Annotated in this window: 9 protein-coding genes; all 9 read right to left on the reverse strand. The window is 63.8% G+C overall.

Features of this window, described 5'->3' with window-relative positions:
- Positions 1-11: 11 nt before the first annotated feature.
- Positions 12-917, reverse strand: a complete 906-nt coding sequence (locus JF545_RS08510; protein ID WP_206941301.1) for an electron transfer flavoprotein subunit beta — start codon at positions 915-917, stop codon at positions 12-14.
- Entirely contained in the window at positions 907-2,415 is a 1,509-nt protein-coding gene (locus JF545_RS08515) for an electron transfer flavoprotein subunit alpha/FixB family protein (protein ID WP_206941302.1), read from the reverse strand. The genes JF545_RS08510 and JF545_RS08515 overlap by 11 nt, the downstream gene beginning before the upstream one ends.
- Positions 2,412-4,481 carry a DUF3483 domain-containing protein gene (locus JF545_RS08520; RefSeq protein WP_206941303.1) on the reverse strand — a complete coding sequence of 690 codons (2,070 nt, stop codon included), beginning with the start codon at positions 4,479-4,481 and terminating at the stop codon, positions 2,412-2,414. Before JF545_RS08520 ends, JF545_RS08515 begins: the two co-directional genes overlap by 4 nt.
- 163 nt (positions 4,482-4,644) lie before the next feature.
- The gene (dgcA, locus tag JF545_RS08525) at positions 4,645-6,732 is read right to left on the reverse strand and encodes a dimethylglycine demethylation protein DgcA (protein ID WP_206941304.1); all 2,088 of its coding nucleotides are present in this window, start codon (positions 6,730-6,732) and stop codon (positions 4,645-4,647) included.
- Between the two features lie 143 nt (positions 6,733-6,875).
- A complete protein-coding gene (locus JF545_RS08530) occupies positions 6,876-7,418 on the reverse strand; it encodes a 4-vinyl reductase (protein ID WP_206941306.1) in 543 nt (180 codons plus the stop codon).
- Positions 7,419-7,539: 121 nt separating this feature from the next.
- On the reverse strand, positions 7,540-8,553 hold the full coding sequence (locus tag JF545_RS08535; protein ID WP_206941307.1) for a dipeptidase: 1,014 nt from the start codon (positions 8,551-8,553) through the stop codon (positions 7,540-7,542).
- A 353-nt stretch (positions 8,554-8,906) separates the two neighbouring features.
- Positions 8,907-9,605, reverse strand: coding sequence for a monofunctional biosynthetic peptidoglycan transglycosylase (mtgA, locus tag JF545_RS08540; protein WP_206941308.1), 699 nt, complete (start codon positions 9,603-9,605; stop codon positions 8,907-8,909).
- Positions 9,606-9,829: 224 nt separating this feature from the next.
- Entirely contained in the window at positions 9,830-10,972 is a 1,143-nt protein-coding gene (locus JF545_RS08545; protein ID WP_206941309.1) for a GlxA family transcriptional regulator, read from the reverse strand.
- A gap of 456 nt (positions 10,973-11,428) precedes the next feature.
- The gene (fghA, locus tag JF545_RS08550; RefSeq protein WP_206941310.1) at positions 11,429-12,286 is read right to left on the reverse strand and encodes an S-formylglutathione hydrolase; all 858 of its coding nucleotides are present in this window, start codon (positions 12,284-12,286) and stop codon (positions 11,429-11,431) included.
- Between the last annotated feature and the right edge of the window lie 20 nt (positions 12,287-12,306).

The raw sequence follows: 12,306 nt of genomic DNA on the forward strand, positions 1-12,306 counted from the left end.
ACCAGCGGCTCTCAGCGTCCATTACCTTGTCGCGCATTAGTGACAGCTGCGCGACTAACCACACCTTCGGCATCAAGAAAGTCAAGAATCGCCGTCGCGCCCTCTGTGGCGGACACCTGCTCGAGTACCCGCCCGCTGCCCGACTCTGCCTTTGCCGCAGCTGCCTTGAACCGTTCGCGCGCATTGGCCGAGGTGACGATCTTCAGCCGCTTCGGCCTTGGCGTGGCAGGCATGAAGGGCCAGGTCGCGCCGGCGGGGTCTGTCGGCGGCTCTGCACCGCTGTCGAGCTGCAGCAGCTGCCCTCGCCGGGCCGGGCCGAAAGCGCTCTGGCGAGGCGCTGGTGCTGCTGCCTCGACCCCGAGAATGGCCGGGAGCCTGACCGCGATGCGCCGACGCTGGCCCCTTGGCAGAGCCTGCAGCACGACGGCCTGGGCCACGCCGGACGATATGGGCTCGATGGCCTCGATCGCGACCACCCCTGGCACCCAGCGCCAGCCCAGACGCTCGGCCAGGGCGATCGGCAACAGACCACTGCCCTCCCCCTGCTCGGCGTGCATGCCACACAGCACAAGTCGTGCGTCGGCGTCGACGGGTGCCCGCAACGCCTCATGCAATGGTGCAAGGGCATCCCCTGCTGGCGCCATATGCATCCAGCGGATGGAAGGTAGCCCCATGCCCAGATAGGCGCGCAGTGCTATTTCGGTATCCTGTTCCGCCGGGCCAGCGTGCCAACAGGACAGGGTGGTATTGCCAGGCTTGCCCTTGTGCTGGAAGGTCAGCGCCATCTCCAGCGCACGCGCGTCTAGATCGGCCCGTCGAGGGCGCTGGGTCAGGCCATGACGGCCCAGCGACAGCAGCACGTCCAGGCATATCGACGCCGGCTCTACAGCTGCCGGGGCTCGCGGTTCAAGCGACATGGCGGCTCTCCTTGATACGGTCGGAAAGAAGCGAAGACATGTCGGGGCTCTCGGTAGGGTCTGTCGGCGACGATGCCTCTGGACCAACCCCCAGCTGCTGCCGGCTGTCCCTTTGTTCGACCAAGGAGGGTTCGACCAGGGAGGCCAACTCGGCCAGGATCGCATCGCCGTCACCGATCACCGAGAGGTCCGCACGCTTGACCATGTCGCAACCGCCATCAGAGTTGATGGCGATCACCTTCTCGCAGCGCTGAATTCCCTGCAGATGTTGAATCGCACCGCTGATGCCGACGGCCAGATAGACGCGGGCACTGACGAAGGTACCCGTGGCGCCCACCTGACGCTCTCGCGGCATATGCCCTTCATCCACCGCGACCCGCGAGGCGCCTTCGCTGGCCCCTAGCACCCTGGCCGCATGATGGAAGCCGTCCCAGTCACCGACGCCGTTTCCACCCGCAAGAATAAAGGGTGCCTCGGCCAGGGCAATCGCCGCCGGATCCACCGCCACGGCACCGAGATCTTGCATCGGCAGCGGTGCCTCCGGGTGATCGCAGGACGTTCGAGACAGCGGCCATTCACGGGCTTCGTGCCGGGTCGCCGTCACCGGCTCCGCGCATTGTGCGGCAGCCACCACCACACGCGGCAGCGGACGCGCCAGGTCCTGGCGGCCCGAGCCCGAGCGGCATAGGCAGGACCAGCCGCTGTCACTGGCGTCATCCGGCTCCACGCGCCACAGCCCGCAGGCAGGCCGCTCGCCCAGACGTACCGCCAGGCGGCGGCCCAGGTCTCCGCCCTCCAGGGTAGCGTCCGGGAACAGCCAGTGCCGCGGTGACAGCGCCCGGTCCGCCGCCAGACAGGCTGCAAGGCGATCCTCAGGGGAATATCCCGGCGCTACTGGCAGCACGATGACCCGATCTGCTCCGGCCTCGGCCAGCGCATCGTGCAGGGCGCTTTCGAGGGTTGCCGACGGCGATGGCAGCAACAACAGCGCCGTCACGGCAAGCGAGCTGCCGTCGATGTCAGCCCTGTCATCGGCCCTCTCATCGGCCCTCTCATCAGCCCTCTCATCAGCCCTCTCATCAGCCAGTCGTCGGGCCAGGCCAAACACGTCGCGGTCGTGTTCGCTCAACCGACCTGAGGCGAGATCCGGCACCACGGCAATGACCCCCGCGGGATCGGCCACCACCACGTCGCGACGCTGATCTCGCTGCGTTGCTGTTCGCCCCTGTTGTGGTCCGGCGGCGCCGACCAGAGCACCACTGCGATCAATCCGCCGCCGTCCATTGGGCCCCATGACGCCGACAAGGTGGGGATCGCGGCGCATGCGTCCGTTGGGCCCCATCCAGGATGCCTGGCCCTCACCGCCTTGACCGAGGGCCGCCAGCACGGCGAGATGTTCCGGGTGACGTCGATTGCGAGCAATCCCTTCCAGCCTGGGATCGCGGCGGCGGCGGACAGCGTGTTGCTGATGCTGGGACGTCGAATGAACATCACTCATTGGCTTGCCTCCTCGACGAGTCGGCCAGGATGCCCCGTCTGGCGCGGCCGCCGCCGAGCACCTGTGGCGGTCGACGATGCCTCGGAAACTGATTCCTCTAACACCAGGGCCTCAGCCACCAGTTCGGCGATGTCCCGAACCTCCGCCTGGCGATCCACCACCCCCTCCAGCATCGCCGTACACTGGGGGCAGCCCACCGCTACCACATCGGCCTCTACCTCGGCCACGTCGGCCATGCGCATGTCGGGAATCCGCCGTTCACCAGGGATATCGGTGACCGGGGCACCCCCTCCTCCTCCGCAACAGCGTGAGCGAAAGCCAGAGCGCGCCATCTCGGTCAGCTCGATGCCCAGGGCAGCCAGCACCCGCCTCGGCGCATCGAACTCACCGTTGTAGCGCCCCAGGTAGCAAGGATCATGGTAGGTCACACGGGACCGCGGGCGTGGCGCTATCTTGAGCCTTCCCTGCTGCAACAGCTCATCCAGGAAGGTGCTGTGATGACGCACGCAATAGTGGCCGCCAAAGGCTGCGTATTCGTTGCCAAGAACGTGAAAGCTGTGCGGGTCACAGGTGACGATGGTCTGGAAGCCATAGCGCGACAGCGTTGCCACATTGTCCCTGGCCAGGCGCTGGAAGGTGGCCTCATCGCCGAGCCGTCGCGCCACATCGCCGCTGTCACGTTCTTCATCCCCCAGCACCGCAAAGTCCACCTGGGACGCCCGCAGGATCTTCACCAAGGCTCGCAAGGTACGCTGGTTACGCATATCGAAGGCTCCATCACCGAGCCACAGCAGAACGTCCACCTGGCCCAGTTCACGCATCAGCGGCAAGTTCAGGTCTGCCGCCCAGTGCATCCGCGAGTCCGGCGCGAAGCCCCCGGGATTGTCCGTCGCGATCAGGTTGTCGAGCACCGCCGCCCCCTTGCCCGGCGTGGCGCCATGTTCCAGGGTCAAATGGCGGCGCATGTCGACGATGGCATCGACGTGCTCGATCATCATTGGGCACTCCTCCACGCAGGCCCGGCAGGTCGTACAGGACCACAGCGTGTCCGCATCGACCAGCGCCCCGCCTGAGGTCACGACCATCGGGCCGCCAGGCTGGCCACGGTGCTCACCAAGTGGCTTGCCCGGATAGGGCGAGCCATGAAAGCCTGCGTCGCTGCCGCCGGTCATGCCAAGCACCATGTCCTGGATCAGTTTCTTGGGGTTGAGTGGCTGTCCCGCCGCGAACGCCGGACACACTGCCTCGCAGCGACCGCATTGCACGCAGGCATCGAAGCCCAGACGCTGATTCCAGGTGAAGTCCTCCGACGTTTCCACCCCGAGCGGAGCATCGGGGTCGTCAAGATCAAGCGGCTTTAGCCCCGTCGACCGCGGCGATACACCGTCGCGATCGCTCTGCCGGGTCGAGAAGCGTTCGGCACGCCGATGCCACGCCAGGTGCAGTGCGCCGGCAAAGGCATGTTTCATCGGACCGCCCCAGGTCATGCCGAGAAACATCTCGCCAAGCCCCAGCGCCAGCCCAGCCAGCAGTACCAGCGCCAGCGTCCCGCCGAGCACCCCCGTGAGCCACGCCGCAGGCAGCCAAGTCACCATCAGCATGATTAGAGACAGGCCTGCCACGCTGGCGGCAAATACCGTCAGACTTCTTGGCAGTCGCTGCCAGGGTCCGCGGGATAGCCGTGACGGCGGACGTCGACGGCGCCTGGCTACCCGCCGGGCACCGCCCAGCATGACCAGACTCATCACCAGCATCAGTCCTGTCAGCACCATCTCTCCGCCCGCGGGCAGGGGCGCCAGGGTCACCAGCAGCAATAAGCCTGCAGCAGCGACAAACCCGCCTGCGGTAGCCACATGGGTATGAGCAAACGCCTTGTCTCGCGCCACCACATGATGCAGGTCCACCAGGTAGCGACGGGGCATGGCAGCAAGTCCCCCGAGCCATGCCACTGGCGACGGACGACCACGGCGCCACAGCAAAAAGCGCCTGGCAGCCCCCACCAGCGCCAGCAGCAGAGCAGCAAGCACCAGCCCCGTCAGGGAACCGTAAAAAAGCGTCGCGGACATGGGTGGCCTCCTGAACAATGTGGTGAAGAAAAGCGGTGGTGAAGAAAGGCGGTGATGAAGGGCGGCGAAGAAAGACGCTGAGGAAGGGAAGCGCCAGAGAGGCAGCGACATAGCGACAGAGACAGGGGCGAGGACCCGCCGACGGCCTCTGCCGAGGTGCCGCCTACACGTCCTTGCACAGGCGGAGCGCATCATAGATGGCGGCATGCACGTTGCGCGGGGCGACCCCATCCCCCAGCCGGAACAGCACGTATCCACCCTTGTGCTCATCGGCCTCCAACTCCGCCAGACACGGCTGGGGCTGGGCGGCATACAGCGCCTCCAGATCCACCTGTCCACGGTTCAAGGAAGCGGCCTTCATCGCCAGGTACAGGGTTTCGTCGGGGCGTACCCCGTTTTCCACCACGATCTGATCGACTACCCGCTCTTCCTGCACACCGCTGTACTCGTTCTCCAGCACCGCGATCAGGTTGCTGCCCTCTCGGTACACCTCATGGAGCATCATGTCCGACGTCATGATGACCTCCTTTTCATAGAGACTGCGGTAATAGGTAGGAAAGGTGGTTCCCCCAACGGCGGCCCCCGGCTTGATGTCATCGGTGACGATCTCGACCTTGGCGCCCTTGTCGGCCAGGAAGTCTGCCGCGGACACCCCGGCGAATTCGCAGATACTGTCGAACACCAGCACGTTCTTGCCCGGGGCCACCTTGCCAGACAGAACGTCCCAGGTGCTGACGATCAGGCTTTCCTCGGCATCCGCGGAAAACCCCCAGGCCGGATACTGGTCGAGGAACGGTCTTCCCCCGGTCGCCAGCACCACCAGATTCGGGCGCAGATCCTCGATGGTGGCCACGTCGGCGCGGGTTCCCAGACGCAGGTCGACCTTGAGGCGTGCCAGCTCGAGCTGATACCAGCGAGTGATGCCAGCGATCTGATCCCGCGCAGGTGCCTTGGCGGCAAGGGTGATCTGGCCACCGAGGCTGTCGGAGGCTTCAAACAGGGTCACCTGATGGCCGCGCTCGGCCAGTACCCTGGCGGACTCCATGCCTCCGGGGCCTCCTCCCACCACGACCGCGCGCCGTGTCGGCCCCTCGCTCGGCGTGATGATGTGCGGCAATCCCATGTATTCCCGCGAGGTCGCGGCATTCTGGATGCACAGCACATCGAGTCCCTGGTACTGACGATCGATGCAGTAGTTGGCACCGACGCACTGGCGTATCTGGTCCACCGCTCCCATCTTGATCTTGGCGATCAGATGGGGGTCGGCAATGTGTGCTCGGGTCATGCCCACCATGTCCACATACCCACCCTCGAGAATGCGATTGGCCTGGGTCGGGTCCTTGATGTTCTGGGCGTGTATGACGGGCACGCTGACCACCTCCTTGATGCCCGCCGCCAGGTGCAGGAACGGCTCCGGTGGATAGGACATGTTGGGGATGACGTTGGCCAAGGAGTTGTGGGTATCACAGCCAGACCCCACCACGCCAAAGAAGTCCACCTGGCCCGTGGCGTCATAGAAGGCGGCGATGGCCTTCATGTCATCGTGGGTGAGACCGTCGGGATGAAACTCGTCGCCGCAGATGCGCATGCCCACCACGAAGTCGTCGCCGACCTCGGCGCGCACGGCCTTCAGCACCTCGAGACCGAACCGCATGCGCCCTTCAAAGCTCCCCCCCCATTCGTCCTCACGCTTATTGACCCTGGGACTCCAGAACTGATCGATCAGGTGCTGGTGCACGGCGGACAGTTCGACACCATCGAGGCCGCCCTGCTTGGCGCGACGAGCCGCCTGAGCAAAGTCACCGATGATGCGCCAGATTTCCTCCTCCTCGATGGTCTTGCAGGTGGAGCGATGGACCGGTTCGCGGATACCCGAGGGGGACACCAGGGTGGACCAGTGATGGCCATCCCAGCGGGAGCGGCGCCCCATGTGCGTGATCTGGATCATGATCTTGCCGCCGTGGCGATGGACCGCCTCGGCCAGGTTCTGGAAGTGCGGAATGATCCGGTCAGTGGACAGGTTGACCGAGCTCCACCAGGCCTGTGGACTATCGATCGAAACGACAGAAGATCCGCCGCAGATACACAGGCCGCAGCCCCCTTTCGCCTTCTCTTCGTAGTAGCGCACATAGCGCTCGGTGGTCATCCCACCCTCGGTCGCATAGACCTCTGCGTGGGCAGTGCTGACCACCCGATTACGAATGGTCTGGCGGCCGATGGTGATCGGCTGAAAGATCGCGTCGAAGGCCATGAGAAGGCTCCTCTGCCTGAACGAGGACGACAGGGGTGGCGTACCCGATGGACACCTTGCCTGTGCGTTCTGTGGGAGATGTGGCGTGATGCCCAATCAGCGGGATTCGCGGCGGGAGCGGGCCCGCCGTGCGCCCCGCTCGGTCAGTCTCGACGAGGCTCTGGCCTCACCTCGAAACGACCGACGTCGCAACCCGGTTCGGCGGCGCTCTGGGTCTGTTCGGCACGGGTGCGCAGGGGGGATCCCGACGCTGCCAGAATCTGGTCCATGGCGCCGGCAAACCAGCCGGTGAACATGTAGTCGACCCGAGTTCCGGTCTTGCCCAGCTGCAATACAAAGGCACTGTGCTCCAGTCGCACAGTGGCGCTGCCTTCGGTCAGCGTTATGGCTTCTGTGACAAAGCGTCCCCAACCACGCTGGGACAGGCGACTCATGTAATGCTGAAAGACCGCCTCACCGCTCAACCCATGCAGCTCGGCTTCCTTCTCGCACCAGTGCCAGGCGCTCTTGTAGCCGGCGTGGTACAGGATGTCGGCGTAGACCTCGACCCCCAGGGCCTGTTCCACCGCGATGTGGTTGTTGATAAAAAAGTGGCGCGGCACGTAGAGCATCGGCAGGGCGTCGGTGGTCCAGACCCCGGTATCGGCGTCTACCTCGATAGGCAGCTCGGGAGCGATGGTCGTCACGGTAAAGTCCTCGGCAGCGGTCAGTGGTGTGGTCTTGTAGCTGTCGTTGTGGTTTTCGTTGTGGTTTTCGTTGTGGTGTTAGTTGTCGTTGTCGTCCGCAGTGACGATGGGGTGGGGAGGTCTACTCTCCCCAGACATCTGCCAGTACCCGCACCCAGTTCTCGCCCATGACCTTGCGAACCTGGGTCTCGCTCAACCCATGGCGCAGCAGCGCCTCGGTAAGGTTGCCGAACTCGCCGATGGTGCGAATCCCCTTGGGATTGATGATCTCGCCGAAGGAGGTCAGACGACGGGCGTACCCCTTGTCGTGGGTCAGCCACTCGAAGAAGGCCTGATCCTGCCCCTGGGTAAAGTCGGTGCCGATGCCGATGGCATCTTCACCCACGATGTTCATGACGTAGAGAATGGCTTCGACGTAGTCATCGACGGTGGCATTCACCCCCGCCCGCAGAAACGGCGTGAACATGGTGACACCGACAAAGCCGCCGTGATCGGCGATGAAACGCAGCTCTTCATCGGACTTGTTGCGCGGGTGCTCCTTGAGGCCCGACGGCAGACAGTGGGAATAACACACCGGCTTGTTCGAGGCTTCGATGACTTCACGGGAGGTGTTGGCCCCGACGTGGGACAGGTCGCACATGATCCCGACGCGATTCATCTCGGCGACGATTTCGTGCCCAAAGCCGGACAGTCCGCCGTCCCGCTCGTAGCAGCCGGTTCCGACCAGGTTCTGGGTGTTGTAGCAAAGCTGGACGATACCGACGCCGAGCTGCTTGAAGACCTCGACGTAGCCGATCTGGTCCTCGAAGGCGTGGGCATTCTGAAAACCGAAGATGATGCCCGTGCGGTCCTCCTGCTTGGCCTTGCGAATATCGGCGGTGGTACGTACCGGGCGCACCAGATCGCTGCATTGCTCCATCAAGGTCCGGGTCGCCACGATATTGTCCACGGTCGCCTGGAATCCTTCCCACACCGAGACCGTGCAGTTGGCCGCCGTCAGGCCGCCTCGTCGCATGTCCTCGAGCAGCTCTCGCTGCCACTTGGCAATAATCAGGCCATCGATGACCGTGGCTTCGCGGTGCAGCGAACGAGCGTCAATGGAACGAGTGTCGGATTGCGTCAGGGGGGAGTTCATCGCGATAGCCCTTGCCCGGTGGACGAATGGACCGGACTCGAGCCGGCGTCATGGAGGCAGGATAGCGCTGCCGGAAGCGGCCACTACGCCTGATTGCGACGGCAAGAATTCCAAAAGCGTCACGTCATTCCGATAACGACAACAGCCCCCGACGCATGGCGCCGGGGGCTGTGCAGGAAGGATTATCTGGCGGGTTCAGCATGGCGGTCGGAAAGGACGCAAGGAGAGGGATTGAGAAGAGGTCTTGAGGAGGAAGCTTGAGGAGAGCGCTGACGCCATTCGGCCAGGCACTCCGTGCTTCCCTCACGCCAGTGATTCCCTAGCGCCAGAGATTCCCTAACGCCAGTGATGCCCTAAAGCTTATCGAGATACCTGAGCCCCAGGTTATTCATCTGGCGCTGAATCCAGGCGGCACGATTGGCGGTACGAGGCCCGGGACGAGAGGCGCTGCGTTCGAGGGGATTAGGCAGCACAGCCGCCAGACGGGCAGCTTGCACCGCATTCAGTTGGTCGGCACCGACCCCAAAGTAGTGCTGGCTGGCGGCCTCCAGCCCGAACACGCCGCGATCGAACTCGACGATATTGAGGTAGACCTCAAGGATACGTTCCTTGGGCCACAACAGCTCCATCAGGGTGGCGAACCAGGCCTCAAACCCCTTGCGCACCCAGTCACGCCCCGTCCACAGGAACAGGTTCTTGGCGGTCTGTTGGGTAATGGTGCTGGCACCGCGCAGCGATCCCCCGTTTCTGGCGGATTCCACGGCACGTTTCAGCTCCACCAGATCGAATCCGTTATGCTCGGGGAAACGCTGGTCCTCCGCCGCAATCACCGCCAGCTTGGCGTTGTCCGACAGCTCGTCCCAAGGCCGCCACTGCTGCTGAATGTCCAGCGGTTCCCCCGAAAACCAGGAAGACACCTCTCGCTCCAGCATGACCATGGAGCCAAAGACCGGCACCACACGAAAGAACAGCACCAGCACAACGGACCCCAGCACAAAGGCAAGAGTGGCGCGAAGCAGAAGTCGTAGGATGGGGCGCCACCGGATATGCATGCCTTGAGCTCTGTTGAAGGACGTGCCCGCAGTATATCAAGGCATTGGGCTAGCGCGACAAATGCGGCGTAGGCTGCGGCGACAGCCTGGCCAAGGGGAGTGACAGACCAGCGAGACGAGCGTAGATGACACCCCGCTGGCATGCATCAAGCGTTTTCGGACTCAGGCTCTCTCGTGTTCAGGCTCTCCTGGTCTCTCTTCTCTTGGTCTCACCTCTCTGGGCCTCAACCTATCTTGGACGTGACCCGGAAGCTGCCATAGGTTGGCTCCCCCCGGGCTTCTTCCAGCGCCGACAGGGCGCGGGATACCGGCTCCTGCACCGCTCCCGACACCAGCGGGGGTGCCAGGGTGCCCGCCACGACAGGAGAAAAAGCGCTCCATCCCAGGCGCTCTTCGCGGGGCGGCAGCCCGAAGCACTCGCGGTAGCACTTCGAAAAGTGGGGCGTCGAGACAAACCCGCAGGCGGCGGCGATATCGATGATCGACATGGAGGTCTGCTTGAGCAGTTGCCGAGCCCGGTTGAGGCGCAGCCGCATGTAATAGCGTGAGGGTGAGCAGTGCAGGTTGCGCTGGAACAGGCGTTCGAGCTGGCGCCGGGACAGGCTGACATAGCAAGCCAGTTCGTCCAGGTCGATGGGTTCCTCCAGGTTGTTTTCCATCAGGGCCACGATTTCCTGGAGCCTTGGCTGGGCGGTCCCCAGCATATGCTTGAGGGGCACCCGCTGCTGGTCCTGCTCACCACGCACTCGGTCGCACACAAACATGTCGGAAATCCCGGCCGCCAGCTCGCGCCCGTGGTCCCTCCCGATCAGCGTCAGCATCATGTCCAGCGGCGCGGTCCCGCCGGAGGCGGTACAGCGATCCCGGTCCATGGAGAACAGCTTGGACGTCAGGCCGATACAAGGGTACGCCTCTTGCAGGGCCGCCTGACATTCCCAGTGGGTGCTGACCTCATAGCCGTCAAGCAGCCCGGCACGTGCCAGCGCCCAGGCACCGGTACAGATGGAACCAAAACGCTTGAGATGTCGCGCCTGGGACTTCAACCAGCTGACATGGCCCTGGTGCACGTGACGGGTGGGCGCCACCCCACCGCACACCACGACCATATCCAACGACAGGGGAACACTGAGCGACGAATCCGGGGTGACGGTCAGCCCGTCGCTGGCTTCCAGCGGCGCACCATCGAGACTCAGTGTGAACCAGCGATAAAGCTCCTGGCCGGACAGCTGATTGGCCATGCGCAATGGCTCGATCGCCGACGCCAGCGAGATCAGGGTGAAGTGTTCCAGCAACAGGAAGCCGATGGTCTGGGGTCCTTCGTGGCCCCCATGGGATACAGCCCGTCCGGGCTTGTTGGGCAAGCTCATGGTCACCTCCTCGACACGGTCGGTCTGCCCCTCGTCTGATCTGCTCCGCAGAAAGAGGCACCGCCGCGATCCATTATTGTTATGGCGGCATCATCTAGATGTCAGCACCGACACTGAGCCCCGACATCGAACCCGGTTTTACATGACTTTAGGTCGTACCGACGTGTCATGACATCACAATAATCGCTATCGACATGCCCTTGACCAGTCGTCTGCGACAATGATGTCGCGAATAGCTACGTCAATGTCGCCATGGCGCACAAAAGCGACGATCTCTTCGTCGCATGACGATTTTCGCGACATGCCTGGTTCCCAACGCGACCCCCTCGACCAATGGCGACTTTGCAAGGGGCGTCAATTGCGCCTGGCCATTCTTCGGCCAGATACAACGCGGCCCTCGTCACAGGACGAGGGCCGCGTTGTCCGCGCTCTTTCGCGTGCAGCTTGTCGCTGCTGTCAGCGCTTGGCGTAGAGCTTCTCCGCGTGGTAGCGCAGGTGGTCTTCGATGAAGGTCGCGATGAAGAAGTAGCTGTGATCGTAGCCGGGCTGACGACGCAGGGTCAGCGGATGATCGCGCTCAGCGCAGACGGCCTCCAGGCGCTCCGGGCACAGCTGCTCTTCCAGGAAGTCATCGGCATCCCCCTGATCGATGAACAGGGGCTGGCGGGACGCCCCGCGCGCTACCAGTTCACAGGCGTCGTACTGGGTCCACTTGCTGGTGTCCTCCCCCAGGTAAGCCGTAAAGGCCTTGCGGCCCCAGGGGCACTGGGTCGGATTGACGATAGGCGAGAACGCCGAGACCGAGCGATAGTGGCCGGGCTTGCGTAGCGCCAGAATCAAGGCCCCATGACCGCCCATGGAGTGGCCGCTGATGGACTCACGCCCATTCAATGGGAAGTGCTGGCGTACCACCGACGGCAGCTCCTCGGTCACGTAGTCGTACATCCGATAGTGGGCCTTCCAGGGCTCCTGGGTCGCATTGACGTAGAAGCCGGCACCGGAACCCAGGTCATAGCTGTCGTGCTCGCCAGGCAGGTCCGTGCCTCTCGGGCTGGTGTCCGGGCACAGGATGGCGATACCCAGTTCGGCGGCCAGACGATGCGCACCCGCCTTCTGCATGAAGTTCTCGTCGGTGCAGGTCAGCCCGGACAGCCACCACAGCAGCGGAACCTTCTCGGTCTCGGCCTGGGGTGGCAGGTAGATGGCGAAGGTCATCTCGCAGTCCAGCGCCCGCGAGTGATGACGATAGCGCTTGTGCCAACCGCCGAAGCTGCGGTTGGCGCTGACCAGTTCCAGATGCTCGCTCATGGACATGGCGAATCTCCTTCGACAAT

Source organism: Halomonas litopenaei (genome assembly GCF_017303055.1).
GTDB classification, from domain to species: Bacteria; Pseudomonadota; Gammaproteobacteria; order Pseudomonadales; family Halomonadaceae; genus Halomonas; species Halomonas litopenaei_A.

Excerpts from the sequence above, each read along its gene's own strand:
- JF545_RS08510 (WP_206941301.1), bottom strand. The coding sequence starts at position 917 with ATGTCGCTTGAACCGCGAGCCCCGGCAGCTGTAGAGCCGGCGTCGATA.
- JF545_RS08515 (WP_206941302.1), bottom strand. The coding sequence starts at position 2,415 with ATGAGTGATGTTCATTCGACGTCCCAGCATCAGCAACACGCTGTCCGC.
- JF545_RS08520 (WP_206941303.1), bottom strand. The coding sequence starts at position 4,481 with ATGTCCGCGACGCTTTTTTACGGTTCCCTGACGGGGCTGGTGCTTGCT.
- dgcA (WP_206941304.1), bottom strand. The coding sequence starts at position 6,732 with ATGGCCTTCGACGCGATCTTTCAGCCGATCACCATCGGCCGCCAGACC.
- JF545_RS08535 (WP_206941307.1), bottom strand. The coding sequence starts at position 8,553 with ATGAACTCCCCCCTGACGCAATCCGACACTCGTTCCATTGACGCTCGT.
- mtgA (WP_206941308.1), bottom strand. The coding sequence starts at position 9,605 with ATGCATATCCGGTGGCGCCCCATCCTACGACTTCTGCTTCGCGCCACT.
- JF545_RS08545 (WP_206941309.1), bottom strand. The coding sequence starts at position 10,972 with ATGAGCTTGCCCAACAAGCCCGGACGGGCTGTATCCCATGGGGGCCAC.
- fghA (WP_206941310.1), bottom strand. The coding sequence starts at position 12,286 with ATGTCCATGAGCGAGCATCTGGAACTGGTCAGCGCCAACCGCAGCTTC.